24 protein-coding genes and 1 riboswitch are annotated in these 26,186 nt (G+C 53.1%); of the genes, 15 read left to right on the forward strand and 9 right to left on the reverse strand.

The features are described 5' to 3' along the window. The first annotated feature begins 975 nt into the window (after nt 1–975). From C4S74_RS15155 to C4S74_RS15165, 3 genes are all read left to right on the forward strand, one after another. The gene (locus C4S74_RS15155; RefSeq protein WP_103996129.1) at nt 976–1,422 is read left to right on the forward strand and encodes a macro domain-containing protein; all 447 of its coding nucleotides are present in this window, start codon (nt 976–978) and stop codon (nt 1,420–1,422) included. A 196-nt stretch (nt 1,423–1,618) separates the two neighbouring features. Further along, nucleotides 1,619–1,764, forward strand: a riboswitch (FMN riboswitch). Between the two features lie 125 nt (nt 1,765–1,889). Then, nucleotides 1,890–2,891 carry a DMT family transporter gene (locus C4S74_RS15160; protein WP_103996130.1) on the forward strand — a complete coding sequence of 334 codons (1,002 nt, stop codon included), beginning with the start codon at nt 1,890–1,892 and terminating at the stop codon, nt 2,889–2,891. A 202-nt stretch (nt 2,892–3,093) separates the two neighbouring features. After that, nucleotides 3,094–4,143, forward strand: a complete 1,050-nt coding sequence (locus tag C4S74_RS15165) for a DUF1835 domain-containing protein (RefSeq protein ID WP_103996131.1) — start codon at nt 3,094–3,096, stop codon at nt 4,141–4,143. Between the two features lie 242 nt (nt 4,144–4,385). Here C4S74_RS15165 and motB read toward each other — a convergent pair whose 3' ends face one another. Further along, on the reverse strand, nt 4,386–5,189 hold the full coding sequence (motB, locus tag C4S74_RS15170; RefSeq protein ID WP_103996132.1) for a flagellar motor protein MotB: 804 nt from the start codon (nt 5,187–5,189) through the stop codon (nt 4,386–4,388). Next, the gene (gene motA, locus C4S74_RS15175) at nt 5,182–5,979 is read right to left on the reverse strand and encodes a flagellar motor stator protein MotA (protein ID WP_103996133.1); all 798 of its coding nucleotides are present in this window, start codon (nt 5,977–5,979) and stop codon (nt 5,182–5,184) included. Before motA ends, motB begins: the two co-directional genes overlap by 8 nt. 441 nt (nt 5,980–6,420) lie before the next feature. On the opposite strand from motA, the gene C4S74_RS15180 reads away from it, so the two are divergent. From C4S74_RS15180 to C4S74_RS15190, 3 genes are all read left to right on the forward strand, one after another. Continuing rightward, entirely contained in the window at nt 6,421–7,503 is a 1,083-nt protein-coding gene (locus tag C4S74_RS15180) for a VanZ family protein (RefSeq protein ID WP_103996134.1), read from the forward strand. 505 nt (nt 7,504–8,008) lie between these two features. Then, the gene (locus C4S74_RS15185) at nt 8,009–8,509 is read left to right on the forward strand and encodes an NUDIX hydrolase (protein ID WP_258042497.1); all 501 of its coding nucleotides are present in this window, start codon (nt 8,009–8,011) and stop codon (nt 8,507–8,509) included. A 36-nt stretch (nt 8,510–8,545) separates the two neighbouring features. Next, the gene (locus C4S74_RS15190) at nt 8,546–9,340 is read left to right on the forward strand and encodes an SDR family NAD(P)-dependent oxidoreductase (protein WP_103996136.1); all 795 of its coding nucleotides are present in this window, start codon (nt 8,546–8,548) and stop codon (nt 9,338–9,340) included. Nucleotides 9,341–9,371: 31 nt separating this feature from the next. Here C4S74_RS15190 and C4S74_RS15195 read toward each other — a convergent pair whose 3' ends face one another. From C4S74_RS15195 to C4S74_RS15210, 4 genes are read right to left on the reverse strand one after another with little or no spacing between them, the layout of a single operon-like run. Next, nucleotides 9,372–10,496 carry a Ger(x)C family spore germination protein gene (locus C4S74_RS15195; RefSeq protein ID WP_103996137.1) on the reverse strand — a complete coding sequence of 375 codons (1,125 nt, stop codon included), beginning with the start codon at nt 10,494–10,496 and terminating at the stop codon, nt 9,372–9,374. Next, the gene (locus C4S74_RS15200) at nt 10,493–11,590 is read right to left on the reverse strand and encodes a GerAB/ArcD/ProY family transporter (protein WP_103996138.1); all 1,098 of its coding nucleotides are present in this window, start codon (nt 11,588–11,590) and stop codon (nt 10,493–10,495) included. Before C4S74_RS15200 ends, C4S74_RS15195 begins: the two co-directional genes overlap by 4 nt. Then, entirely contained in the window at nt 11,580–13,121 is a 1,542-nt protein-coding gene (locus tag C4S74_RS15205) for a spore germination protein (protein ID WP_258042498.1), read from the reverse strand. Before C4S74_RS15205 ends, C4S74_RS15200 begins: the two co-directional genes overlap by 11 nt. Nucleotides 13,122–13,174: 53 nt before the next feature. After that, entirely contained in the window at nt 13,175–13,903 is a 729-nt protein-coding gene (locus tag C4S74_RS15210) for a MerR family DNA-binding transcriptional regulator (RefSeq protein ID WP_103996139.1), read from the reverse strand. Nucleotides 13,904–14,079: 176 nt separating this feature from the next. Here C4S74_RS15210 and C4S74_RS15215 point away from each other — a divergent pair, with 176 nt between their 5' ends. From C4S74_RS15215 to C4S74_RS15225, 3 genes are all read left to right on the forward strand, one after another. Continuing rightward, nucleotides 14,080–14,703 (forward strand): DUF5701 family protein, encoded by a 624-nt coding sequence (locus tag C4S74_RS15215; protein ID WP_103996140.1) that lies wholly within the window; start codon nt 14,080–14,082, stop codon nt 14,701–14,703. Between the two features lie 187 nt (nt 14,704–14,890). Then, nucleotides 14,891–15,493 (forward strand): nitroreductase family protein, encoded by a 603-nt coding sequence (locus tag C4S74_RS15220; RefSeq protein ID WP_103996141.1) that lies wholly within the window; start codon nt 14,891–14,893, stop codon nt 15,491–15,493. A 186-nt stretch (nt 15,494–15,679) separates the two neighbouring features. Then, nucleotides 15,680–16,315: an FMN-dependent NADH-azoreductase gene (locus tag C4S74_RS15225; protein WP_103996142.1), complete on the forward strand. Its 636-nt coding sequence runs from the start codon at nt 15,680–15,682 to the stop codon at nt 16,313–16,315. Between the two features lie 250 nt (nt 16,316–16,565). On the opposite strand, the gene C4S74_RS15230 is transcribed toward C4S74_RS15225, so the two are convergent. Next, nucleotides 16,566–16,943, reverse strand: coding sequence for a helix-turn-helix domain-containing protein (locus tag C4S74_RS15230; RefSeq protein ID WP_103996143.1), 378 nt, complete (start codon nt 16,941–16,943; stop codon nt 16,566–16,568). Between the two features lie 149 nt (nt 16,944–17,092). On the opposite strand from C4S74_RS15230, the gene C4S74_RS15235 reads away from it, so the two are divergent. From C4S74_RS15235 to C4S74_RS15260, 5 genes are all read left to right on the forward strand, one after another. Then, on the forward strand, nt 17,093–17,509 hold the full coding sequence (locus C4S74_RS15235) for a BlaI/MecI/CopY family transcriptional regulator (protein WP_103996144.1): 417 nt from the start codon (nt 17,093–17,095) through the stop codon (nt 17,507–17,509). 1 nt (nt 17,510) lies between these two features. After that, a complete protein-coding gene (locus tag C4S74_RS15240; protein WP_103996145.1) occupies nt 17,511–18,359 on the forward strand; it encodes a M56 family metallopeptidase in 849 nt (282 codons plus the stop codon). A gap of 91 nt (nt 18,360–18,450) precedes the next feature. After that, nucleotides 18,451–18,855, forward strand: a complete 405-nt coding sequence (locus tag C4S74_RS15245; RefSeq protein ID WP_103996146.1) for a DoxX family protein — start codon at nt 18,451–18,453, stop codon at nt 18,853–18,855. Nucleotides 18,856–19,232: 377 nt separating this feature from the next. Next, nucleotides 19,233–21,533: a 5'-nucleotidase C-terminal domain-containing protein gene (locus tag C4S74_RS15250; protein WP_103996147.1), complete on the forward strand. Its 2,301-nt coding sequence runs from the start codon at nt 19,233–19,235 to the stop codon at nt 21,531–21,533. Nucleotides 21,534–22,205: 672 nt separating this feature from the next. Beyond that, entirely contained in the window at nt 22,206–23,348 is a 1,143-nt protein-coding gene (locus C4S74_RS15260; protein WP_103996148.1) for a glycerate kinase, read from the forward strand. Here C4S74_RS15260 and C4S74_RS15265 read toward each other — a convergent pair. Beyond that, nucleotides 23,338–24,285 (reverse strand): LysR family transcriptional regulator, encoded by a 948-nt coding sequence (locus tag C4S74_RS15265; RefSeq protein WP_103996149.1) that lies wholly within the window; start codon nt 24,283–24,285, stop codon nt 23,338–23,340. The genes C4S74_RS15260 and C4S74_RS15265 overlap by 11 nt on opposite strands. A gap of 217 nt (nt 24,286–24,502) precedes the next feature. Here C4S74_RS15265 and C4S74_RS15270 point away from each other — a divergent pair, with 217 nt between their 5' ends. Then, nucleotides 24,503–25,051 (forward strand): flavodoxin family protein, encoded by a 549-nt coding sequence (locus C4S74_RS15270; protein WP_103996150.1) that lies wholly within the window; start codon nt 24,503–24,505, stop codon nt 25,049–25,051. A gap of 270 nt (nt 25,052–25,321) precedes the next feature. Here the strand turns inward: C4S74_RS15270 and C4S74_RS15275 are convergent, their stop codons facing one another. Further along, nucleotides 25,322–26,074, reverse strand: a complete 753-nt coding sequence (locus C4S74_RS15275; RefSeq protein ID WP_103996151.1) for an arylamine N-acetyltransferase — start codon at nt 26,072–26,074, stop codon at nt 25,322–25,324. Between the last annotated feature and the right edge of the window lie 112 nt (nt 26,075–26,186).

Raw genomic sequence — 26,186 nt, forward strand, 5'->3', positions numbered from 1 at the left:
CTAGGGGGTCCAGCCTTTATTGATTCAAAATAACTGATTTGATGGGGAAACCAGAGATGAAAGCATATGGTTTTAAAAAAACAATAATCTTGAAGACTATGCAGTTTGGGTTGCCATTCAGAATGAGTTCGGAGTTACTCTGGAACCAAAACTGATTATGTTGACGCACTGGAGTAAGTGTATCACCTGAGTAGTAGCTTTAAAAGATTGTTAGTTAACGACGGTCGGAATGATATTAATATGCACTGTGTTTAAACTTCAAACAAATTTTAATTATATACATTAATCAAAGACGTGTAATAATCACCATAAGCATCGATAAGTGAACTTGTCCCGGTATACAAATTCAATACATAAGTTCCCTTGTTCAGTACACTTGGTGAAACTAAGGTAGATTGTTGAAGAGATTCCAATAATAGAACTATATTTTACATTAATTAATAATAGCTATATAAAAACCTGTATTTTACTTGATAAAAAGAAACAAATATGAAAACTAATTAATCAAGCAGCATTTAATGTGAGCCATTTGTAGCCTCACTTTCATAATAAAAAAGTTGATAAAAAAATATTTTTAAGGAACGAATTACCACTTGATTAAAGAACGTGTGTTTGGTGTATAATGAATAATACAAACGGATGTTCGTATATAAAAGAAGAGCAATATATCTTCTAAGAAGAAACCCACTATTATACTTTTCGATGCGGTAAGAAAGTGTCCCTGAATAATCGTTATTCAGCCTCACATGTAGACATACATAAGAGTTTCAATGCAAATATCAAGCATCAAACCTACTTCAGCAATACAGCGATTTGGTTAGTATCGATGAAATGTTTATTGATCGCACACATACACGTTACAACTCTTACCAACTCTGCTGAAGAAATGGAGTTAGAAATCCAAAACAAAATCAGGATTGAAACTGGGCTATGATTTTTTGATTTTGCCGAGGTAACTATGAGAGGAGTAAGGATATGAGTGTAAAGATTGTACAGGGAAATTTAATGGAGGCTACTGAAGATATTATTGGCCATCAGGTAAATTGTACGGGGGTTATGGGAGCGGGACTGGCTAAATTAATTAAGCGTGACTATCCAGAGGCTTTTAAGCAATATAAACTAGCATGCAGTAACAAAGGAGAGTTATTAGGTCGCTGTCAGATCGTTTCAACAAAGAATAGAAAATGCATTGCTAATTTGTTTGGACAATACGGATACGGAGTTCAAAAAAGACATACAGACTATATTGCATTGCGTGGTGCATTAAATGAATTAAAGTCTTTGGCGATGAAGTCAGAACAGTCGATTGCTCTGCCATATAATATTGGATGCGGATTAGCCGGTGGGGATTGGGATATTGTAGAACAAATTATTGAGGAAGTTTTCATTGATTACGATGTGGCACTATATAAGTTCGAATGAATGTAGGAAAAATATCGGGAAATGCGCTTTCCAATTGCTTAAAAAGCAAAGAAAGCAGGGTATAAACCCCTTGCTTTTTTTATTTTAGAGTGTTAATATTTCAATTACAGTTAAGTGTCCTAACCGTAAAAATTTGGCAGGGTTCAGCAACGAAACGACTGCCAAAGGTTACCAAAAGGACATACGAAATTGAATATTGAACCTTCGGGGTAGGGTGAAAGTCCCAACCGGCGGTGATGGGTACGCAAGTACCTTAAGCCCGCGACTCCCGGCTGTTATGGCCGGGACTGACTTGGTGCAACTCCAAGGCCGACGGTAAAGTCCGGATGGGAGAAGGTGAAAAGCAGCTTCATTAAAATTTACATTTTAATGAAGTCTGTTTGTCGATGCCCCCGTTGAAATTCCAGCGGGGGCATCGTCTCTTTTCAGAAGGTTCAATTCAAAACATTCCACAGGGGGTTTTTGAATTGGAGAATGCTTTAGGTCTTAACGGAAAGTCCGTTTTAACGAAGGGAAAAGGGATCAACGGCATCTGGTATGTCGCGCTTGGCGCCACGCTGTGGGGGCTCGATCCGCTTTTCCGCATCCTGCTGCTGAAAAGCTTAACCTCGGCGCAGATCGTGTTCATCGAACATCTGCTGCTCGCCTGCTACGCGCTTCCGGTCCTGATCCGGTACCGCGAACAGCTGACCGGGAAGCTGACGCTCGCTGTCATCGGCGCGCTGCTGTTCATTTCCTGGGGCGGTTCGGCAATCGCCACGATTTTGTTCACGTCGGCGTTTGCCCATGGAAGTGCGAATGCCGTGCTGCTTTTACAAAAGCTTCAGCCCTTATTCGCGATTACCTTGGCACGCGTGCTGCTGAAAGAAGCGCTGCCGGCCCGCTTTTTTAAATATATCGTTTTCGCTCTCGCAGGCACCTATTTGCTGACATTCGGGTTTCAATCCCCGTCGCTGGGCCTGAAAGATCTGGGCACCATGAGCTGTCTGCTGTCGATTCTGGCAGCGATCCTCTGGGGCGGATCAACGGTCATGGGCAAATATTTGCTGCAAAAAAATCTCGATTTCCCGATCGTAACTTCGCTCCGGTTTTTACTGGCGATACCGCTCCTCTTCATCGTTCTGATGGCGAGCGGAGATGCCTGGCAGCTTCATAAAGGAACGGGCGAATGGGCGCTTATTATTGTGAACATGCTGTTCCAGGCGTTTTTCCCGGGACTGATCAGTATGCTGCTGTACTATAAAGGTTTGTCCTCGACAAAGGCGTTTCTCGCCACAATCGCGGAGCTGTCGTTCCCGGCCGTAGGTGTCCTGATCAACTGGCTCGTATTCGATCAGGCTCTGACAATCGGGCAGCTGGTCGGCTTCCTTCTGATCTGGTCCACGCTGTGGTTTATGGGCCGCACTCCGGAAAGTAAAGACGCATCGGGTTCCGCTGCCAACGAAAAGCTCGACGCCTCGACCGTTTAATTCCAACGTGTTAAAAAGACTGCCGCTAAGGCAGTCTTTTTTTGTGTCTGCTTAGGAGGAGGGCCTCCCTTTTAGCCAAAAGCCGGCAGTATACAGGCAGGCGAAACCTGTGTTATAGCCGGATTTGCGGAAGAATGCTATGCTGAAACTAGCGGATACCATTATTTAACATAACGCAATCCTTATAAATGAGGTGCATCACTTGAAAAGAACGGATTTGCTCGATGAACTTTACGCCCTTCATCCCAATGAGGCTAAAGGTCTGCTTCTGCAAATGCTGGAGCAAGCGGAGCGTTACGACGAATTGCTGGAGAAAGAGCATACGCTCCAAAAACAAATTTTAGAGATATGGAACGGACACTTGGCCAGAAAACGGGCGGAAACCGAAGAAAAGCGAGGCCATGTTCACATTGTGATGGGATTGTCCGATGCGGGAGCTTTAAAATGCGCGCTAAACACTCTAGGCCGTAGGAAAGAGAGCGAGATATTTGCATTCAGCGACTGCTTTTCCGGAGGACCTGTCTCGAAGCTGGAGACGGACGAAGGGCGAAAGTACCGGTTGGAATGGATGTCCGAACGTTTTAGGGGCTATATGCACGCCCAATATACGGGAATCCGGCATGGTTTGGATACCGTGCTGGAGACTATACGCGCCATATCTGCCGAGAAGGAGATTACGATCTGGACGGGCTGGCATGCCCATGAGCAGATCGGGATGCGTCTTGCCCTGGCTGTTCTCCAGGATGCACCGAATCATGTCTATATCGGCCATATTTCCGAGCTGTATGAGGGGATAGCCGGCCGTTTCGATCCGGTACCGCATTCCTACGCATTCGGTTTTCTTACCTTGGAAGCGATTGAGGAAATCGTTCGTCTGCATGAAGAGCGGAAACAGCCTTTGTCCATGCAGGCGCGGCAAGCTTACATCCGGGAATGGGAGGAGCTGTCGGCAACGAAAGCGAAGCTTCATATTTATTCGGACGGCAAAATAGTGCAGGCTGACGAAGACAGCTATGACGAAGCTCTTATGACGCTCATAGCAAAAATGCAGCTCGGCGAAACGGGCGGCGAACAGAAATTCATCCCCGCCAGCCGGGTGATAATGGAGGCATTGGAGTGCTGGGAGAACGCCGTTATGGTTGAATTTATCGAATACCGGTTGTGGACGTTAATTAGCGGCGGGCGGTTGAGGTTCAAAGGTGTGCCGGCGGCCATGCAATCCTACGGAGTGGCTTTGGCTGAGTCACCTTGATAGGAAAAAACTTTTCGTCTGTAATGGAGTGGACGCGAAACCCGGGGCTTGAAAAACGACGGCGGCAGTCCGATAAGGTTCCCACGCATGCCCAAGGAAACCGCGCAAATCCGAAATTGTTCCGACAGGGTAAATCCCGGGGGACGATCCGTCCCTGCATGGTCAGCCGTATCCCGCGCATTGCCCCGGCAGCAGAAAAAAACAGGTTCCCGTATTCTACGGGAACCTGTTTTTTAATAAAGTTATTCACCCGCGTCGGCACTTTTCTTCACATCCGACGCTTTGACGCCGCGCATAATGCTTACCTCGACGCGGCGGTTTTTGGCCCGGCCATCGGCCGTATCGTTTGAATCCACCGGCCGGTACTCGCCATATCCGATCGAGCGGAATCGGCTCGGGTCGATTCCGTTATTTTCAAGCAAGATCTTCATGAAATTCAGGGCCCGTCTGGAGCTTAAATCCCAGTTCGAATCAAATTCCTTGTTGTTGATCGGCACATTGTCCGCGTGCCCGGCCACTTCGATCCGGTATTTCGGATATTGGCTCAGCATATCGGTCATGGCTTGGGCCAGACGGCGCGATTCCGGTTTAATGACGGCTGACCCGGAGGCGAACAAGGCCTTATCCTGGATCGTGATCATTAGCTGGTCGTCGGTCAAGGTCGTTGTCAGCTCGGAGCCCAGCTTGTTGTCCGTGATGTACTGATCCAGCTTTTGCTTAAGCTGCTCCAGGTCGGCCTGCTCGGCCTCGTACTGCTTTTGCAGCGCTTCGCTTTCCGACGGATTCGGGTTGTCATGCTGCTTGAGTGCCGTACTGGTATCCCGGTTCAGGGGGATTTTGGCCGAGGTTTCAAAAGTTCCGGTTCCCCCGGTAAAAGCCGAGTTCAAAGCTCTCATGATGCTGTCGTATTTTTTCGAGTCCACCTGACTGGAAGCGAACAAAATGATGAACAAGGCCAGCAGCAGCGTCAGAAGGTCGGCATAGGGGATGAGCCAAGACTCGTCCACATGCTCCTCATGATGTTCCTTCCTGTGCTTTTTACTCATTGTCCGTACCCGCTTGTTTCGAAGCGCCCTCGTCTTCGCGCTGGGAGCTCGGTACGAAAACAAGCAGCTTTTGTTTGACGGCGGAAGAGGAAATGCCGGCTTGAATCGACAGAAGGCCTTCCACCATCATCAGTTTCAGGGTGACTTCTTTTTTGGATTTCTGCTTCAATTTATTGGCGATGGGGTGCCACAGAACGTAACCGGAAAAAATACCGAGAAGAGTCGCGACGAACGCCGCGGAAATCAAGTGGCCGAGCTTCTCGATTTCGTTCAGGTTGCTCAGCGCCGCGATGAGGCCGACAACCGCTCCCAATACCCCCAGAGTAGGGGCATACGTTCCCGCTTGTGTAAAAATTTGAGCGCCGTTCCGGTGACGCTCTTCCATAGCCGCAATATCTTCCATTAACACTTCGCGCACGAAGTCCTGATCGTTGGCGTCGATAATCATCCGCATTCCGCTTTTAAGGAAAGGATCGTCGATTTCGTTCACTTTTTCTTCGAGAGAAAGCAGACCTTCGCGGCGGGTAAGAGCCGTCCAGTCCGCGACCATGTTAATGAGGTCTTTTTTTGGCATAAGTTTTTGCTCGGTGAAAACGATTTTCAGCAGTTTAGGGAAATTTTTAAGTTCTTCGCCCGAAAATCCGATAAAAAGCGTGGCTGCCGTTCCGACGAAAATAATAAGCAGAGCGGCCGGGTTGAACAGAGCGGTCAAACTTGCCCCTTTCAAAACCATGCCGACGCCTACGGCGATGATAGCCAGAATGATACCAATGATAGAAGATTTCTCCAAGATTCGCGCACCTCTTCGTTGTAGGTTGTATGACCTATATCGACAAAGGTACTCGTAAAGTTAACAGTTATTTTCAAGTTCCTCCAAGCGTCACAAAAATCACACAAAATGGCGTTAAATCAGGTTTTTTCGTCATTTTTGGATCGTTTTGAAAAGGGATATCCCTTCTGTCCGGCGAAGGGTTTCCGAATAATTTTGACTCCGTTCGACATGACTCGCGTTTGGAACGCAGAACCTTTTTAAAGGCCCGTTCGTTAAAAGTATAGTCCTTTTTTTATTCCGGCTTCGGCGATGCCCGGCCTTTTAGTGATGCTTCTGAGGTTTCGGTATGCAAGAGCACATATGCGTATACGAAACCGCTGCTCTTGGCATGATGTGCATAGCGGCATTACTTGTGCTAAAATCAATGTTTCACCCAATCTCTTACAGCAGGTGTTTACAATGCTCAGTTTCTATTTGTTTCCGATTTCGTACGCGTTTCTGTCGTTTCCCGTCGCGGCGGTGCTGTTTACGCTCCCGTTTCTGATCGTTCAGTACCGCAAGTACGGGTATGTTCATTTTTACAGGGCGCTGCTGCTTTATTTGTTTCTTCTGTACATGATGAACGCCTTGTTTCTGATCATTCTGCCGCTGCCTCCGAGCATCCATAATACGCCTCCGGCGGTGGAGTCGTATGCCCAGTGGATTCCGTTTCACTTTCTGGAAGACATCGTGAAGGAAACGGCCGTGGTGGCGGATCAGCCTCGCACCTATCTGCATCTGTTGAAGGAACGGGCGTTCCTTCAAGTGGTTTTTAACGTGCTGCTGACCGTGCCGTTCGGTATTTTTTTGCGGTATTATTTTCGTACAAGCTGGGTCAAATGCCTATTATTCTCGCTGGGGCTGTCTCTGTTCTTCGAGATCACGCAGGTAACCGGGCTCTACGGCATCTACGACTATCCGTACCGGCTCTTCGATGTCGACGATCTGATGATGAATACGGCGGGGGGATTGATCGGATACGTCGCGGCGGAATGGCTTTCATCCCTGCTGCCAAAGATCGAATCGCTCGATGACAAAGTGGACCTGGCGGCCAAACGCGTCACTTACACCAGACGGGGGCTCGCGTTTCTGTTCGACTGGTTCGTGATGAGTCCGGTACTTGCCATTCTGGCCGTACTGAACGTTCCGGTCCCTTATGTGGCAGGCGTCGTGCTGTATTTCATGGTGCTGCCTTATTTCACGAACGGCCAGACGCTCGGCAAATGGATCGTCCGCATCCGTCTCAAAGGCAAATCCGACAAAATAACGCTCTACGAACTGTTCGTACGGTACGGGCTGCTGTATCTATTCGTCGGGGGACTGAACCAGCTCTATATCCGGGCGGGGATCGAAAATCTTCCCGATATCCTTATGGTCGCTGCGACGTTCGCCATGTTCCTGTTTAATGCCTGGTTCGCTATTCACGTTCTGCGCTGCGTGTTTAACCGGAACCGCCAGTTGTTTTATGAGAAGAAAAGCGGAACGCGGCACGTAATTAAATAGGCGGGCGGAAAATCGAACGGAACTCATCCGGTCTTTCGTTGCTCCGTTTGTAAACAAAGCAGCCTCAGTCCTATTTACCGGGACAGGGGCTGTTTGCACTGGCCGGACAGCCGGGCAATCCGCTGAATTCCGGCACGCAGGAACCCTTATCTCTGGAAGATTCTTTTTTGCATCTAAAAGAGCTATATTTAATAGAGAACTAAATGAAGGCGCTTCCTACAGGTGTCATACTATGGAAAGAACCGGAAGGAAGAAGCCTGTCCATATGGAGGAAAGCGGAATAAGGAAGCCCGCAGCAACCGGCACCGAATGGAGTCAGCCTGGTCCCGCTCGGAATAGCCGGATTGTCGCCGCGTCAAAATCATAAACAGCTTGTTCTAAGACGAGACTCCGAGCGGGCGTCTGCATACGCATATACCTCGAAGGCGAGGAGACCCTCCGGAGTTAAATAGAAGGGCACGTAGGTGAACGGAAATGAACCGGGATGAACGGAGGTGAACATACAGTGAGTTCCAAAACGATCGAGGCCGACTGGGGCGGCCATCTTGTAAAGCTGACCTGGATGTCGACGGCTGCGCCCCCCTTCAATGGCGTTACAAGCGTACACGCTGTCTGCTTTTACGAAGGCAACATATTGCTGGTCCGCGTTAAGACGAGGGGCTTCAATCTCCCTGGCGGGCATGTGGAAGCGGACGAGACTCCCGAAGAGGCTTTACGCCGCGAGTGCTTGGAGGAAGGCTGCGTAGAAGGACGGATACGTCCGGTCGGAATGATTGAAGTGAGCCATGAGCATAATCCGAATTTCGATCCGGCGGGCAAATATCCGCTCATCGGTTATCAGGTTTTTTACCGGATGGATATTACCTCCCTCCACCCGTTCACCCGGGAGAACGAATGCACGGCCCGGATCTGGGTGGAGCCCGGCGAGCTGCCTCATGTGATCGAGGACCACGAACTCATTCTTTGCGCCGTGGAAGCGGCGCTGAACAGCGGCTCTGCCGGCTGACTCCGGGACGATTGAAGAGACGAAGGAGGAGATGATATGTCCGAGAAACAGAACGGACCCCAGCCCGCCGTGCTCGTGACGGGAGGGAGCAGCGGTATCGGACGGGGCATTGCCCTTGAATTTGCCGCCGCCGGTTACCGGGTCGCGATAACCCATTATGGGGATAGGGAGGCTGCCGCAGCAGCGGCCCATGAGATCTCACGCTTGTCGGGAGACGCGTGCGGAGTGATCGAAGGAGACTTAAGGAAGCTCGAAACCGCGGAAGCGACCATAGGGGAGGCGCTGCTAATCCTCGGCCGCCTCGACGTTCTCGTGAATAATGCCGGTATCGGACTGTACGGCCGCATACAGGAGCTGCCCGCCGAAAATCTGGACAACTTGTACGGGCTGAATTTTCGCGCGCCTCTGCTGCTGATGCGGGATGCGTCCCGACAAATGATCCGGCAGGGCGTCAAGGGATGCATCCTGAACATTACTTCCTCGCGGGCCGAACGGGCGTATCCCGGTGACGCCGCATACGGGGGCCTCAAGGCGGGACTGAAGAGGGCTTCCGAAGCCGCTGCGCTCGATCTGGCGCCCTACGGAATCCGCGTCAACTGCCTGGCTCCGGGAGCTGTCCTTGTAAGGGAGCCGGAACCGCAGGTGGACAAATTTGCCGTGACGGTACCACTTGGCAGAATAGGTCTGCCCGGCGATATCGGCGGCGCTGCGGTATGGCTGGCATCCGGTCAGGCTTCGTATGTGACGGGCATTTCTCTGCGGATAGACGACGGTTTGATCCTGCCGGGGATGCCGGAGGACGGCAGCGCCTCCTGGAACCGGGGCGGCTAGCCTTCAACCCGGGCAAGAACCCCGGAGGGACTCAGTTGAATACGCCCGAGCCCACAATTTTGACGGTAACTTTCGGGTGAAAGCGAACATTTTTATACTCCTGTTCCCAGTCCATGGATTTCCATAATGCCGGATGGTGGGCGATGATCCGTCTGCCGATGCCAAACGCGTCGCAGCCGCTTTCCTGAAGCTTCCGGAGGACGGCTTCGGCGTCCCGGGTCAGCAGATCGGACAAATCTTTGTTGAGCCGGTTTACCGTATCCTTCTCATGCAGATGATCTTCGGCAAACTCCGTCACTTTAACCGGAAGGTTCAGGTCCAGATAAACATCCACATGACGGTCCCGGACCTGAACCTTCATTTTTCGCTTGCTTTTTTGTCCCCCGGCATCAAATGTGATGTAATTCTCCAGATTGTGCCGGTCTCCTTCTTTGATTTTCCGCACAAATCTTGCGGTTTTTTTATGTGCGCCCATGAGAAGCGAATACAGAATGGATTGTTCCACGTTCAGGCTGCCGGTCATCCGCTGATCGTGAAACAGGGCGTTCCCGATGGCCGCGACGTTTTTTCCGTCCTGCTTCAGGTAGGGAAGCACGAAATCCTGGCCGGGATCCAGGAGCATCACGAGCATCGTTTCCAGCGACAACTCGGGAAAAACGCTCATCTCCTCCAGGCTTTCGATTTTCCTCGTAATAAATTCACCGATGAGAATGCTGCCGACCTTCTTCAACCGGAGCGTTTCATTCGCTGTCCCGTCTACGACGGCGACTTTAACCCGGGAAGTCGGATTGCGCGGGTCGCGGTACAAAATATCCAGGTACGGATACAAATCTTTTTCCGCCACACTACGGCCGAACAGCATAAAACCGTATTTAAAGTACCGGATATCGCCGGTCACCTTGGTCCGGATAATATCGCTTGTCTGCCGGACGGAATAACCAGATCCGGACTCCACTTCGTTCTTCGCCGCCCCCTGCTGCTCGGTCTGTTGGGGCTCATCGACGACTTCGATCGTCTGCATCAGCTCGCCGTCGGGCGTAAGATCATACCCCGATCCGTATCCCAGGCGGGCATCTCTCAAGCTGTCCTCGTCCCAGCAGCCCGGCAGGACGGCGAGCAGAAGCAGTACGGTACCGATGCGACCGATCCGTTTCATGCGGGATCACCTTCTTTCTTTTTAAAGACATAAGACAGGAGCAGGAGCAGAAGCGGAAAGCCGATCAGGAAAAAATAAGCCGACGCGTCGGCGACATGGGAAAACAGTTCGAACTGTTCTTTCGTCTGCGGCAAATAGGCGATGACACAAGAAATAAGGACCGCGAAGGGAGCGGCTTTTTTGTGGTCCTTATGCTTCAGCAGATGGCCGATGCCGAAAGCGGCCGCATAGCAGTAGCCCGTCATGGATGCGACCATGGAGATCATCCAGATGGGGAGAAACAAGAGATCCGCCCGGTCCATCGCCCCGAAGGGCAGCGAACGGAGCAGATACATGACCGGCTCCGGAATCATGTTCAGCTGAGGGGGACTGAATACGGTCATGCAGGTAAATACCGTGAAAGCGTAAAACAAAACGACAAACCAGGTGCCGGCCGAGACGGCTTTCAGTTTGCCCGCATGGTTTCCTTTTACATAAGGATAAATGATGAGAATCAGCTCGAACCCGTACATGGCGGTAATCGTTTCTTTCGAGCTGAGAATGATATTCCAGATTCCCGCTTCGTTGAGCGGAAGCAGATACAGGAAATTCGCGCGGTGCACGCCGTATCCGATCAGGAAAATCATAGGCCCGATGAGAAACGTGAAAAGGATAAAAATACGGGTAATCGTACGGAACGTGCCCCGGATCAAATACACGCCCGTCAGCATAAACAGGAACAACACCGCCCAGCGCGGAGTGTTCTGGAGTATCCAGCGGTTGATGATATCGAACGCGCCCATCATGACGACGCCGCCGACCAGCAGAAAGTAAGCGACGTAGGCAATTCCGATCAGAGCGCCCGCATAACGGCCCGTTAAGAGGGTTGCGATCCGGAACACGCTGCAGGAGGGAAACCGTTTCATCAGCATCCACATCATAATCAGGATCAACTGCAGGAAGAAGCCGGCGATCAGAACCGATATCCAGCCTCCGCCTTTGGCTAGCTGATGAAGCCGGTACGGCAGCGACAAAATTCCGACACCGATTTGAAGTTTAATGATGAGCAGAAAAAGCTGGCCTTGCGAAATGGTGTCTTTGGGTTCAATCTTCATCCCGTTTCCAGCTCCTTGAAGTCGCCTCTTCTTGCTTCATAAATTTAGGATCGGCGTCATGGGGACGCGCGTTGAGCAGCCAAGAAGGAAAACGGACAAGCACGTCCTTCATATCTTTAATTCTCAGCGGTGCGAAAGGTGAAAAGTAGGGAGTGCCGAAAGACTCCAGCTTGCACAAATGGATCGTCAGTAGCATCAGGCCGAAAGCGATCCCCACGTATCCGAAAATAGAAGCGGCGATCATCAGCGGAAAGCGCAAAATCCGTACGGCCGAGCTCATTTCATGGGACGGAACGAGAAAAGAGGCGATGGCGGTCAGCGAAACGACGATAATCATCGTATAGGAAACGAGTCCGGCCCGTACGATGGCATCCCCGATGACCAAACCGCCGACGATTCCGATCGTCTGTCCGACCCGGCTGGGCAGCCGGATACCCGCCTCACGGAGCAGCTCGAATATGAGCTCGAGCAGCATGGCTTCGACGATAGCGGGAAAAGGGACGCGCTCCAGCGAGCTTTTGATCGTATGAACAAGCTCCAGCGGTAAAATGTCCGGATGAAAGGAAACCGTCCCGATATAAAGAGCCGGAAGCGTAAACGCCAGCAGAAAGCTGAACATCCGGATCATCCGGACAAAAGAGCTGACGATCCAGCGCCCGTTGTAATCGTCGGGGGATTGATAAAAGGCGAAGAAGGTAACGGGAGCGATAAGGACGGTCGGACTTCCATCCGTAATAATCGCTACGCGCCCTTCCATTAGACTGGAAGCGGTCCGGTCCGGACGCTCGGTGGCCAAATGCTGCGGAAACATGGAGAACGGATGATCTTCCGTAATCTCCTGAACAATTCCCGTAGTCAGAACGGCATCGGCGGAGATGGCCCGGATTCGTTCCTCGACTTCCCGAACCAGCTCGTCATTGGCGATATTTTTCATATAAACGACGGCTATCCGGGTTTGCGTATGCGTGCCGGCCAGGAAATAGCGGACCGTCAAATAAGGGCTTGAGATCAGCTTGCGGATCAGAAACAAATTTACGTTCAAAACTTCAATGAAGCCGTAATGAGGGCCCCGGATCACGCCTTCGTTCTGGGGTTCTTCCACACTCCGTTTGTAAACGGCTTCCGTTGCCAAAATATAGAACCCCTGCAAGCCCTCCAGAAAATAAACGCATTTTCCCTGAATTAAGGCTTTGACGGCGTTATCCAGCGGAGTTTCGCGGGTCGTTTCCAGAATGTTAAACAAGTTATCCAGCTCTTGGCTTGTATTTTCGTGCAGAGGCTGGACCACGTGAAGCTGTATTTTATCCTGATCGACCAGGGATTCGAGGTAAACCAGCGTCCCGTCCCGACCCGCGAAAGGCAGGGGCTGCCGCTTTAAATCTTCCGTATGGCAGAGAGCATGCTGAAGGTAACCGATATTGACGGCAATCGAATCGGAGGCAGGTGGGGCTTTTAACGGGTCGGGGTCCGTAAGATGATCCCCCTGTCCCGGGCTTCGGGCCGCCCGGAGAAGCTTGCGATAAAGACTCATGCAGAACACACCCTTGGATTCGTTATCCATAAGGTGCTCCAACAGGTTTGCCATTATTCCCTAGGAGAGGGGGAAAGCGGCACATCCAGCTTCTCGCACAGCTTGTAGACGGAGTAAGCGCCCTTAAGCTGATGCAGATTCATCCGCTCAAGATACCGGAGCGAATCGCGGGCGATGGTTTTGGCCGCTTCCAGGTTGGCGGGATCGAGAAGCCCGATCGCCCGTTTCAGCTCCGCCAGCTCTTGTGAATAAACGGCCTGCCGGAGCGTGTGGATAAGCCGGATTTTGCGCACCTGATGCCGGGTAAACGTCCGGTAGCCGTTAACCGGATTCCGCGCGGCGGAGACGAGCCCCTCTTTCTCCCAGTAGCGGATAGCGGAACGCGGGACACCGGTTTCCGCCGAAACCCGGCCGATGCTTTTTCCGCCGGATTCCGGCTCTTCCGGGGGAGATTCGGCCTCTCCGCTTTCCAGATAGGCGAGCGTCTCGTCGGCCGACCGCTTGTCCCGGAAGAGAGCGGCCTGCGCTTCGGTCATGCACCAGAGGGCGGGGCTCCGTTCTCCTTTTTGGAGCAGGCGCAGCACTTCTGCGGTAACGTCCATGCCGAAGCCGGGCGACATCGCTTGGATGCACTCGAAATAAGCCGCATGCAGCTCCGTGTAGGTCCGGTGTCCGGCAGCAGTGCGCTCCGCGGGCGGGACGAGCCCTGCCGCTTCGTAATTTCTTAAAGCGCTGGTGCTGACGTTCAGCTTTCGGGCGATATCGACGGGTCTGAAATTCATGAGATTAACCTCCGCTCCAATCTAAACCTTCAAGTAAGGTTGTAAGTATTTTATCAGATAAAGCAGGAATATAGAGGATTTCGTTATAAAAAACTTGCAATTCGCATGCATGTTATACAATGAAATGGAAGCGACAAAGAGTTTATAAAACGGTACTGGCGGAGAGGAGCGGACGAATGACGTTTGAAGCGGAATTCGAGAGACAAATCGGAAATTTAATAAGCAAAGGCTATCACGGTTTAGCGGGAATGGAGGAATCGGGATTCCGGGAGCTTCTGGCTCCGTTACAAGAAAGAGCGGCCGAGCGGATGCGGGAAAGCCGCAAGACGGAAGAGGGAAGCCTCCCGTTTGTCCTTGTCTTGAAACCGGAGACAGTTCCCCCGGATCAGATGATGCAGCGGGTCGAGCGAAGCGGCAAAAACGGCTTCAGCGTCATGGAAGCCGAGGATCTCGCGCGTTTTCATCCCATCGAAAGCGTGGAGCTCCCTGCCGGAGAGGCCTACCTGATCCTGGACGTGGATACGGGCTCGGAAACGCTGAACCGGACGCCGAATGAAGCCATGAAGTCGTTTGCGGAATGGAACCGTTCACCGCTGACGATCGAGGAGGGGATTGCCATAATCACCCATTTTCCGGACGTGCTGCAGAAAAATCACGGGTTTTCTCTCTGCGGTTCCAGATGCGGCGACCGGAGGGTCAGCGCGCTGTGGATAAGCGGCGGCAAGCCGAAGCTGGGCTGGTGCTGGGCGGGAAACCCCCACACGTGGCTGGGATCGGCTTCCTGCAGAGCGAGAATTTGAACCGCACGTTTTTGTGCTCGAATGTCGTTTTCTCGCCGGAAGATCAGACAGATTCCTGACGTTCCGCGGCGGGTAATTAAGAAGTGATTGTCCTTTTACCTCCTGCAGTGGCTCAGCTTTTGCATAGGAACGGGTACAAAGCGGCAAATTACAATTACTTCACTTCTACGAAAACGGAGGGATACGTATGTCAGCGGATTCATTTTTGCAGGCAGTCCGGGAAAGACGTTCTATTTACGCAATCGGCGGGGAATCTCCGGTCTCGGACGACCGGATTGTGGAAATTGTGAAGGAAGCGGTGAAACATACGCCGTCCGCCTTTAATTCCCAAAGCGCCCGGGTGCTTGTGCTTCTCGGAGAGCAGCATCATAAGCTGTGGGATATCGCCAAAGAAATTCTTCGTGCAATCGTCAAGGAAGACCGGTTTGCCGCCACGGAGCAGAAGCTGGACAGTTTCCGCAGCGGACACGGTTCGGTTGTGTTTTTCGAAGATCTGTCCGTCATTGAGGGGCTGCAGGCGCAGTTTCCGAGCTACCAGGATCATTTCCCGAACTGGTCCCAACAGTCTAACGGGATGCTTCAGTATGTCATCTGGACGGCACTGGAGAGCGAAGGGCTTGGAGCGTCGCTTCAGCATTACAACCCTTTGATCGATGAAAAGGTGAAAAGCACGTGGAACCTGCCGGAATCGTGGAAGCTGATCGCCCAGATGCCTTTCGGCAAGCCGACGGCGCCTGCGGGCGACAAAGAATTCAAACCGGTCGATGAACGGGTCAAAGTCGCGAAATAATACGGCCGGTCCGAAAATAAGCCCCATTTCCAACGCGGAAATGGGGCTTATTCTGTTACTCGTGGGTTTACAGTACCTTTTTTTATCCTAACCCACATGGATGTGCCTACTTCCCAGAACGGAAAATTTGAGTCATAATTAGTTTGAAGTTAAGATTATTTTCGAAAAGAAGGGAAGAATTCAATTATGGCAACAGTCCTATACATTACGGCTCACCCGCACGATCACCAGACATCTTACAGCATGGCGGTAGGAAAAGAATTTATCGAGGCGTACCGCGAAGCCAATCCGGCCGATGAAGTCATCGCCCTCGATCTTTATAACTCGGATATTCCGCAAATCGACGCGGACGTATTCAGCGGCTGGGGCAAGCTGCGCTCCGGTTCCTCGTTCGACCAGCTTTCCGCTTCCGAGCAGGCGAAAGTTCAGCGTCTGAACGACATCGTGGAGCAGTACGTTGCGGCCGACAAGTATGTTTTCGTATCCCCGATGTGGAACTTCTCGTTCCCTCCGGTGCTTAAAGCCTACATCGATGCCATCTGCATCGCCGGCAAAACGTTCAAGTACACCGAAAACGGCCCGGTCGGCCTGCTGACCGACAAAAAAGCCGTTCATATCCAAGCAAGCGGCGGCATTTACTCCGAAGGTCCTGCCGCGAGCTTCGAGAGCGGACACAGCTTCCTGAACAAAATCATGCAGTTCCACGGCGTACCTTCTTTCGAAGGCATCTTCGTAGAAGGCATGGCGGCTATGCCGGATAAAGCTCCGGCTATCAAAGAAGCGGCCATCGCCAAAGCGAAAGAAGCGGCGAAACGCTTCTAACCGCTCCCGGCGAGTGCCGGAGCCGCCGGCCGGAAATGCTCCGGCCGGGCGCAGCAAAAAGAACCTCCGCTTCCCCTGTCAGGGACGGAGGTTCTTTTTGCTGCGCGGGCTCTGCGGCCCGCGCTATGGGGCAGCCCGAGTCCGCGGCGGGTCGTACCCGCCGCTTGATTTGCCGCATCGCGAGGCGCGAGCTTGCCAAACAGGGCGGCGCGCGCCTACCTGCGGAGCCGAGGCGTCCGCAGGCCGGGCGTTAAGGCCGGGCCGAAACCGCGCGGCCTTCCGCGTCCGCCGCTTCGGCATTCCGGCGCTTCATATGCTCGACATGGGCCGTGCCCCAGACGTGCATGGAGTGGAGGATAGGCTCCAGAGTCCGGCCGTACTCCGTGATGGAGTATTCCACCTTGGGAGGAACCTGCGGATACACAACCCGCCGTACGATATCCTGCTCTTCCAGCTCCCGCAGATGCAGGGTCAGCATACGCTGGGTAATATCGGGCATCAACCTTCTGAGCTCGTTGAACCGGAGCGTATCTTTGCTGATTAAATGTTGAATGACCAGGGGTTTCCATTTGCCGACAATCATGTCCAGAGCCACAACCACTTTACACTGCTCGGGGATAATTTCCATGGGACGGCCTCCTTTCACGGTACCTTTTTTATTACTATAGCACATCTTCGCTTCTACCGCCTCGACCCCTGTATACAAGTCCCTGCGGATGTGCACTTGACACCGTTATGCCGCGAACACTACAATGGGTAGTGGAAGGGGGCAGCCTCGTGAAAATTCATAATTTTAAAACGAACGAAAGCGGGCTTAACCGGTTCTTCGGACCTCTGGAAGCCAAGATCATGAATATTTTGTGGGACGGGCCCGAGATGGCGATCAAGGATGTCCAGCACGCGCTGGAACGCGAGAAGCTTGTGAACTTCAACACCGTTATGACGGTCATGAACCGGCTTTTGGATAAAGGAATCTTGTCGAAAAGAATGGACGGAAGAACGTCGCTGTTCAGGCCGGTCCAATCCAGAGACGAGTTTCTGGAATGCCAGTCGAAAGAATTGACCCACGAGCTTATGGAAGAATTCGGATCGTCACTGGTGGTCAACCATATGCTCGATGCCCTGGAAGAGGTGGATCCCATGCTTATTGAGAAGCTGCAACAGAAAATCCTGGATCTGCAGAAGGACAAGTAACATGTGGCAGTCCCGGTCCAGATTCATTTTCCGTTCGTCGGTTCTGATTGCGGGCGTTGTCCTGTTTCAGATGACCATGTATGCCCTGCATGTCCTGTTCGGTCTCAGAATCGGGTTTAACGTGCTGGATGTCTGCACCGAATGGATGCGTTCGAAAGGTATTTTCTCTATTGCCCATCTGCTGGACGTCTTTGTGATCGGCACGTTCGGGTACAGTCTTTGGCAAATCCTCCGGCAGTTCGTCCTGTCCCGGAGAATTTTCGCCAAGCTGGGCACATACCGGCATACGAAGCTGTCTGCGGAGCTGAACCGGATGTACCCCGAAGCGCGGGGTAACATCGTCGTGGTCGTGTCGGACGAGCCGATCGCGCTGACGATGGGGTTCGGCAGGCCGGCGGTCGTCCTGTCCACCGGACTCCTGAATATGCTGGAGGCGAGCGAGGCCGAGGCCGTTATCCATCATGAGCTGCACCATCAGCAGACGGCAGATCCGCGCAGCATGTTCTTCCTCTCGCTACTGGCTTCGGTGCTGTGGTATCTTCCCGTATTGAAATGGTTTCACCACCAGTACAAAATCGCACGGGAGATACTCGCGGACAATTACGCGATTTCGCGTCAGGGCTCATCGCGCGATCTCGGCAGCGCCCTGCTGAAGCTGCTCCGAAGAGGCGGTACGGTAGCCATGCCGTTCGCGTACGCATCTTTCGCCGATACTTCGATCAATTACAGAATCCGAAGAATTGTCGATCCGGAATCCACGATTTCTTTCCGGCCGCCGCTTACGCCGACCATGATTTCCGTGTATGTTCTGGTCATGCTGACCTGGCTTTTCGTCCAGATCTTATTCTGAAATTTTTTAAGCACAGACACTACGAATCGTAGTGTTCTTGCGATTATAAACACTACAGATTGTAGTGTAAAACCAAGGAGGAAATTAAAAAATGAATTCAATCAACAAATGGCAGTATGGAGCGTTTATTTTACGGATTGTACTCGGCTTGATCTTTCTCGTTCACGGTTATCAGAAGTTTGAGGGCGGGCTTAGCGGCGTTGCCGGGTTTTTCGGCAGTCTGGGACTTCCCGGGTTCATGGCGTACGTAGTGGCGGTTGTTGAGCTGGCGGGAGGCATCCTTATGCTGATCGGGCTTGGAACGCGCTGGATTGCGGCGGCTTTCGCCGTCATTATGCTTGTGGCGATCTTTACGGCAAAGCTGAGCTTAGGGTTCGCGGGAGGTTACGAGCTGGAGCTGGCGCTGTTCGGAATGTCCCTGGGGTTGTTCTTCACGGACAAGCAAGCTTTGGCGCTGGAAAACGTATTTTCCCGGGGGAAGACGAACGCCCTGTAAAGCCGTGTCGGCAGTGAGTCTCATTCCGGCTTCGAACGTTCGGCATATGCGGTCGGCGGTACGGTCACATGGACGTTCAGGAAAAAATTAAAGTCCCGAGCGGCAGCTGCTTGCCGGACTGATTTACAAACCAGAAAACACAGGGCCGGCGGGCTCTGTGTTTTTTTGACGCAAAATTACGGGATCTTGGGGTCCGTTAAAAACAATTGTAAAAGTTTCGTAAATAAAATCATATTCAAAATGCCGCTTCTGTTGTAAAATCGGAACTATGTTTCAAAAAGGCAGCAAATTTTGGCATAGCCTTTTAGGAGAAGCAGAGGCTGTTTTTAAGTCGGAAGCGGCCGCCAACTTTACCACCATCGAAGGGGAGAGTCATCATGAAGGCAAAGAAAGCAGTGAGTCTGACTGTATCCGCTATGCTGTTATTCGGAACCGTTTTCACAAGCGGCCGGGCTGCGGCGGAAACGGCTGAACCGGTTAAACCCGCTAAGGCCGATACGGAGATTTCCATTCTGGGGACCTCGGACATTCACGGAAGATTCATGCCGTGGGATTATGCACTGGACGGGCCCAACACGAACGGAAGTCTTACCCAGCTGTTCACCATGATCAAAAAAGTGCGGCAGGAGAATCCAAACACGGTTCTCGTAGATGCCGGAGATATGATTCAAGACAACTCCGCGGAGCTGTTCAACGATCAGCCGAAGTCTCCTATGATGGTCGCCATGAATGAAATGAATTACGATGCCTGGGTCATGGGCAACCATGAATTCAATTTCGGGCTGGATGTATTCAAAAAGATTACTTCGCAGTACAAAGGGCAGATGCTCGGCGGCAATATTTACAAAGACAACGGGGACAGATTCCTCCCTGCGTATACCATTATCGAAAAAGCGGGCGTGAAAATCGGCATTATCGGAATGGACACCCCCATGACAGCCGAATTTGAGAAGGGAACCGACCATCTGGACGGAATCCAGTTCAAAAACCCGGTGGAAGAGACGAAGAAAGCCGTCAAAGAGCTGGAAGGCAAAGTCGACGTGATGATCGGCCTCATGCACATGGGGATCGAGAACGAGAACGGCGTACCGGGAACCGGTGTCGCGGACGTCGCCAATGCGAATCCGGAGCTCGCCGCGATTTTCGCCGGACATATGCATAAGCTGGTCAAATCGGAGACCGTCAACGGTGTTCTTATCGCCGAACCGGACAAGTACGGAACGCATGTCTCCCGGATCGATCTTACCTTCACGGAGAAGGACGGTAAAATGGTCCTTAAGGACAAGAAGGCGGCCGCACTCCCGGTGAAAGACGCAAGCGGGGCAACAGCCGTTTCCGATCCCGAGCTGGAAAAAACGCTGAAGCCGTTTCACGACTTCGCTCGGGCGGACGCCAATATCGAAGTGGCGCAGCTGAAAGGAACGAACCTCGTTCCCAAAAACGAGGTTGAAGGCATTCCGAGCGTACAAATCCAGGAGACGCCTTTGTCGGACTTTTTCAGCGAAGTGATGCTGCATTACAGCAAGGCGGACGTAGTCGCGCACCAGATCGACAACGACAAAGCGCGTCTGGATATCGGGCCGATCAAGAAGAAAGATATCGCGTACAATTACCAGTTCGCCCTCGGCGAAATTACGGTATATAAAGTCACGGGCAAAGATTTAAAGGATTACATGGAATGGGCGGTAGGATATTTCAACTCCACCCGTCCGGGCGATGTGACGGTCAGCTTTGACAAAAAACGCCGCGCATCCAAGTACAGCACGAATGATTTCTTCGGTGGGGTCAAGTATGACATCGATTTGACCAAACCGTACGGCAGCCGCATTACGAACCTGCGTAAAATGGACGGTACTGCTATCACTGCCGAAGACAGCTTGAAGCTGGGCATGAATGCATACCGGATGGACGCGCTCAAAGCGAAAGGCGGCGCTCTGGAAGGCCGTAAATTCGAGCAGCTCTGGTCGTCGAAAGACGCTTCCGCATTCGGTGAGATGGGCGGAACGATCCGCAGCCGCGCGATCGCTTACCTGAAAGAAGTGAAGAACGGGGTATACGAGCCGAAAACCCAGGATAACTGGAAAATTATTGGCGTGGACACGACTTCCCCCGAGCGTGCCGATGTGGTGGAGCTGATCAACTCGGGCATCCTCCCGGTACCGAAGACGGAAGACGGTAAATACACGAACGTGGAGTCCGTCAACATTCTGGACCTCGTCACAAAAGAAGAGATCGCCGCTCTTGCCGGAAAAGCAAAGGTAAACGTCAGCCTGTTCGACGGCGCCAAGACCAAAGGCGAATTTTACCGCAAGCTGAACGCGGCGGTTAAAGCGGCTGGAAACGGCGGCGGAGAACCTACCGCACCACAGCCGAAACCGGAACCGAAGCCAGAACCAAAGCCAGAACCAAAGCCAGAACCAAAGCCAGAACCAAAGCCAGAACCAAAGCCAGAACCGAAACCTGAACCGAAACCACAGCCGGTCGTCAAAAAGCAGGCGCAAGTGACGTCCTACTTCCTGAATGTGCGGACAAAGGCTTCCGCGACTGCGAAAATTATTACCGCCGTACCGAAAGGTACGATTCTGGATGTGCTCGGCAGCAGCTACGGCTGGGTGAAAGTCTCCTATAAAGGAAGCATCGCTTACGTTTACGGCGAGTATGTGAAGATGCTTCCGTAACGAAATCAGCACAAGAAGCAGTCCGGCCTATGGCCGGGCTGTTTTTTTGCGGCAGGGGCCTCTATGCTGTACTTAACGTGCAGGTCTCCACCGCGTATACGTACATTCAACCTTATTCAGACAGGAGAGTGAAGGAGTGTCGAGGACCATGATTACACGTGTAATCGTAAGCCGCTGCGGGAAAATGAAGGGATGGAAATAACCCCGGGAGCCGCTTTGCGCTACGGAAGCGGCGAAGACAGGCTGAAAGTCCGGGGATCGGTCTTGGTCTAGACGGACGTGAGGAAACGATAAGTCGAAGCCTTATCAGGAAAATGTATGGGAACTCCGCCATGTCGATTTACAGATACAGCCCGGCATACTTAGGCTACTTGGTCCGAACAGAGCCGGAAAAACTACTTTGATGCGTCTATCTTTTATCCGTACGACTCCTTTACCCGGGAATACGACACGCGGTCGGGGTCATTGACGCAGCGGGACCGTGCGTGCAACAATTTCCGGTAGGAGGCTCTCCGCCGTTTGGAAACGGATCGGTCATGCCCACACACGTTGGAATACGGGACATCAGCAGAAAAACGTATTGATAAACGCAGATAGCGCAAAATGCCACTAAAATCGTACCGGCTGACCCTGTACCCATAACGGCAATCAGAAGAAAAGGAGCGAATCTCCATGAAAATCGTTATTGCGCCGGATTCCTATAAAGGCAGCCTGTCCGCCAAGGCGGCGGGGCTTGCCATGGAAAGGGGCGTTCGTCTGGCAGGCATCGGGAACGTCGCCACCTCCGTTATTCCGATGGCGGACGGTGGCGAGGGAACCCTGGAATGTCTGGTCGAAGGCACGAACGGACGGATTATCCAAACGGTCGTGAAAGACCCGCTGGGCCGGGACATCCCCTCCGTCTTCGGAATACTCGGCGATGGCCGGACCGGGGTCATCGAGATGGCGAAGTCGTCGGGGCTGTATCTGCTGCAAGAATCCGAGCGGAACCCTCTGCTGACGTCCACTTACGGATTCGGGCAGCTCATTCTGGAGGCGCTGAATGAAGGCTGCCGCCGGTTTATACTCGGCCTGGGGGGTAGCGCCACCAATGACGGAGGAGCGGGGATGCTCCAGGCCCTGGGCGTGGACCTGCTGGACAGCAAAGGCGCGGTTCTCGCGGCCGGAGCCGGAGGAGGAGCGCTGGGTGAAGTCGCCGGAATATCCGCGGAAAACCTCGACAAGCGGCTGGCCGGCTGCACGTTCACGCTGGCCTGCGACGTGACCAACCCTCTGCTGGGCCCATCCGGCGCAACGGCCGTTTTCGGGCCCCAGAAGGGGGCGGCGCCGGACATGGTCGGCCGGCTGGAGCGCAACCTCGCCCGCTTCGCGGATGTGATCCGGGCGGAGACCGGCACGTCCGTGCACGGGCTGCCCGGCGCCGGAGCGGCGGGCGGTCTGGCCGGGGGCATTCTCGCTTTCCTGAATGCCCGGGCGGAATCGGGCTTTACGATCGTCTCCGCGGTGACGGGACTGGAGGAAGCCGTCAAGGGGGCGGACCTCGTCCTGACCGGAGAGGGCCGCATCGATGCCCAGACGGCCGGAGGCAAAACGCCGGCGGGAGTGGCGGGCCTGGCCGCGAAGCATGGCGTACCCGCAGTCGTGCTGGCCGGGTCGGTCGGCGATGGGATCGAGGAGCTGTACGGGCAGGGAGTAACGGCCGTATTCAGCCTCGTGAACGGCCCGATGTCCCTCGATGAGGCGATGCGGCGTACTCCAGAGCTGCTGGAACGGGCTGCCGCCCAGGTACTTCGCGTTTTCGCGGTCAGGAAGTGATCGCTTGCCGCGGCTCTTCTTGCGGGTTCCCCAGGGGGCTGCTGTCTCCGGCAAGGAACACCTTCCGCGTCAGCTCGATAAAGGCCAGCAGCGGCGGCGGCATCCATTTGTCCTTGTGCCAGGCAATCTGGGTGAACAACGCGTCTTCAGGCGCTTTCCAGGCCAGCTCGGCGAGCTTCCCGTCACGCAGATCCGCCGCTACGACCATACCGGGCAAAAAAGCGATTCCGAGGCCCGACATGACGCACTGTTTGATCGCTTCGATGCTCGCGAACTCGAATTTGTTCAGCGGATAGACGGATACGGAGCTGAAGGACCTCTCCAGAATGGTCCGGTAGGAACAGCCGGCTTCCGTCAGCAGGAGCGTTTCGTGCTCCAGGTCCTTCGGCGTGATCTTCTTCATCTCCACGAGCGGATGATCGGGCGAGGCGACGATTTTCAGCTCTTCCCGGATCAATGTCTCGATATGCAGCGCTTCCCTCGGTTTACAGCTGTCCATGATAAACGCGATATCCAGAACGCCTTCCAGCAGCTGCTCCCTGGCATGGGCATCGGAATTTGAAGGCCGGAACACCAGCTTCACGTTCGGAAACCGGGCCTTGAACTCTTTGAGCAGGGCGGGGAGACGGTAGGTGCACTGGCTTTCCTGAGCACCGATTACAAGCGTTCCGGCCTGCTCTTCGTCCCCTCGGACGGCCTGTTTGGCTTCTTCCGTCAGGGTGATGATTTTATCGGCGTACAATTTAAACTGGCGCCCCGCTTCCGTCAATACGAGCCGTTTTCCGAGACGTTCGAACAACGGGGCTCCCAGCTCGGATTCCAGCGCTTTGATCTGGGCGGTCACACTCGATTGGGCAAAATTAAGCATCCGGGCCGTCTGGGTAAAATTCAAATTTTCGGCGGCCGTTTTAAACGTAAGAAGCTGTTTCGTTTCCATCGCCGCACCTCTCTTTCATCGGAAATATCGATTGATAATATCGGAATAATCATCTTAAATGATCGTTTTCTTTATTGTAAAATGAGAAGGTGCAGTCCGGCAAGACCGGAAGCAGGGAGCGGGAGCAATTCTTATGAGGAAGTGAATGAGGCACCTTCCGCTCTAGTACGGACGGACACAAACCTGCCGACAATCGATTGAAGGAGTGAACGCAGTCATGACAATCACAGTGATAGACGGGGGAACGCGTCCCGGCGGAAACACGGAGCTGCTGACGGAGGAAGCCGTAAAAGGGTTGAACGTAGACCGGATTCAGCTTAACGAATATACGATCCGGCCGATCATAGACGGGCGACATGCGGAAGAAGGGTTTCCCGAGATGAACGACGATTATAAGGAAGTGATCGACCGGGTGCTTGCCGCCGATGTTCTCATTTTTTCCACGCCGGTTTACTGGTACAGCATGTCCGGAATCATGAAAAACTTCGTGGACCGCTGGTCGCAGATGATGAGGGACGGGGATTATCCGGATTTCAAGAAAACGATGGCCGGCAAAAAAGCCTTTGTCATCGCAGTAGGAGGCGATCTGCCGGAAATAAAGGGACTGCCGATGATTCAGCAGTTTCAATATATTTTCGACTTTATGGGTATTCGTTTCGAAGGCTATATTCTCGGCAAAGGGAATAAACCCGGTGATGTCCTGGACGATGCCGAAGGAATGTTTGCGGCGGGGCAGCTGAGAAACAAGCTGGCGGCGCTGCAATGAGCAGGGCCCGCCGTATGCCACAGGCGGGAGCATCGCGAGGAAGACGGCTTGAAGAACGATAAAGCCGAATACGCCTCATTAGCCGGTCCGTTCTGTGCGAACAGACCGGCTATTCGCGATCTTGGCGTTTGCTGCAAGCCGGAATCTGCGTGGGGCAAACGCCACAAAGCATGTCGGCTTATGTGACCGCCTCGCATCACACGTATGCAGCGCCGCAGCAAACGCCGGAAAGCCGGTCTGCTCTATGCGAGCGAACCGGCTTTCCGTCTTTCAAACGAACAGGCCCAAACGGCCGTTCAGCGTTTTCTCCAGCTCCTCCGGAGCCAGCGGGCGCTTGCTTTTGACGTCTCCGGCCGTTTCGATCAGCTGGTCGCCCGAAATCGTTACGCGTCCCGCCGCCGTCGCTTTTGTCGCCAGCAGCTTCTGCGTAAAGTGAGACTCGGGCGAGGTCTGGTTGAACGAGCACGCTTCCGCAAAGCTTTCCAGCGAGCGGGGCGCCGTCGAGAAGCGGTACAGCGCGATCCACCCCTCATCTTCGTCGGCCCGCTGGAGATCGTACAAGCCGTCCGCATCCGTTACTTTCGCGGCCCGGTATACGCCGCTTACATCCTCCACGGGCGTTCCGTCCAGCGGAACGGGGGAGCGGGCGGAGTCGCCGAAACCGACATCGACCAGGTACGATTGGTCAAGTTCCGCGAGAATGGTCGCATGACTTTCCGGCATCCCCCACGTTCCGTCCGGCTTGGCGACGGTAGCCGCAATGAGGCGCACCGTGAAACCAAGCTCTTTGAGGAGGGTGCTGAAAAGCCCGTTAAGTTCGTAGCAGAAGCCTCCGCGGCGGCGCCCGATCACCTTTTCGTAAAAGGAAGCGGTGTCCAGCGTGATCGGCACTTGACGGATTACGTCAAGATTTTCAAAAGGCACGTGAAGCATATGACGGCGCTGAAGCTCCTTCAGGGCAGCCAGATCCGGCGTGTCCGGACGGCTTGCGCCGATTCTTTTCAAATAAGCTTCGACATTCATGCGGAGCACCTCCCTATATTAGAAAGCCGATTCATTTTTCTATTCCAGACTACCTCCATATGTAAAGTCATACAAGTGCCGATTGGAAAAAATAGACGAAAACAAGAGGCCG

The organism is Paenibacillus sp. UNC499MF (assembly GCF_900107975.1).
Lineage (GTDB): Bacteria > Bacillota > Bacilli > Paenibacillales > NBRC-103111 > Paenibacillus_F.

Excerpts from the sequence above, each read along its gene's own strand:
- C4S74_RS15250 (WP_103996147.1), top strand. The coding sequence starts at position 19,233 with ATGAAGGCAAAGAAAGCAGTGAGTCTGACTGTATCCGCTATGCTGTTA.
- C4S74_RS15190 (WP_103996136.1), top strand. The coding sequence starts at position 8,546 with ATGTCCGAGAAACAGAACGGACCCCAGCCCGCCGTGCTCGTGACGGGA.
- motB (WP_103996132.1), bottom strand. The coding sequence starts at position 5,189 with ATGAGTAAAAAGCACAGGAAGGAACATCATGAGGAGCATGTGGACGAG.
- C4S74_RS15240 (WP_103996145.1), top strand. The coding sequence starts at position 17,511 with ATGTGGCAGTCCCGGTCCAGATTCATTTTCCGTTCGTCGGTTCTGATT.
- C4S74_RS15225 (WP_103996142.1), top strand. The coding sequence starts at position 15,680 with ATGGCAACAGTCCTATACATTACGGCTCACCCGCACGATCACCAGACA.
- C4S74_RS15205 (WP_258042498.1), bottom strand. The coding sequence starts at position 13,121 with ATGAGTCTTTATCGCAAGCTTCTCCGGGCGGCCCGAAGCCCGGGACAG.
- C4S74_RS15195 (WP_103996137.1), bottom strand. The coding sequence starts at position 10,496 with ATGAAACGGATCGGTCGCATCGGTACCGTACTGCTTCTGCTCGCCGTC.
- C4S74_RS15270 (WP_103996150.1), top strand. The coding sequence starts at position 24,503 with ATGACAATCACAGTGATAGACGGGGGAACGCGTCCCGGCGGAAACACG.
- C4S74_RS15210 (WP_103996139.1), bottom strand. The coding sequence starts at position 13,903 with ATGAATTTCAGACCCGTCGATATCGCCCGAAAGCTGAACGTCAGCACC.
- C4S74_RS15230 (WP_103996143.1), bottom strand. The coding sequence starts at position 16,943 with ATGGAAATTATCCCCGAGCAGTGTAAAGTGGTTGTGGCTCTGGACATG.
- C4S74_RS15155 (WP_103996129.1), top strand. The coding sequence starts at position 976 with ATGAGTGTAAAGATTGTACAGGGAAATTTAATGGAGGCTACTGAAGAT.
- C4S74_RS15275 (WP_103996151.1), bottom strand. The coding sequence starts at position 26,074 with ATGAATGTCGAAGCTTATTTGAAAAGAATCGGCGCAAGCCGTCCGGAC.
- C4S74_RS15220 (WP_103996141.1), top strand. The coding sequence starts at position 14,891 with ATGTCAGCGGATTCATTTTTGCAGGCAGTCCGGGAAAGACGTTCTATT.
- C4S74_RS15260 (WP_103996148.1), top strand. The coding sequence starts at position 22,206 with ATGAAAATCGTTATTGCGCCGGATTCCTATAAAGGCAGCCTGTCCGCC.
- C4S74_RS15215 (WP_103996140.1), top strand. The coding sequence starts at position 14,080 with ATGACGTTTGAAGCGGAATTCGAGAGACAAATCGGAAATTTAATAAGC.
- C4S74_RS15265 (WP_103996149.1), bottom strand. The coding sequence starts at position 24,285 with ATGGAAACGAAACAGCTTCTTACGTTTAAAACGGCCGCCGAAAATTTG.
- C4S74_RS15200 (WP_103996138.1), bottom strand. The coding sequence starts at position 11,590 with ATGAAGATTGAACCCAAAGACACCATTTCGCAAGGCCAGCTTTTTCTG.
- C4S74_RS15180 (WP_103996134.1), top strand. The coding sequence starts at position 6,421 with ATGCTCAGTTTCTATTTGTTTCCGATTTCGTACGCGTTTCTGTCGTTT.
- C4S74_RS15245 (WP_103996146.1), top strand. The coding sequence starts at position 18,451 with ATGAATTCAATCAACAAATGGCAGTATGGAGCGTTTATTTTACGGATT.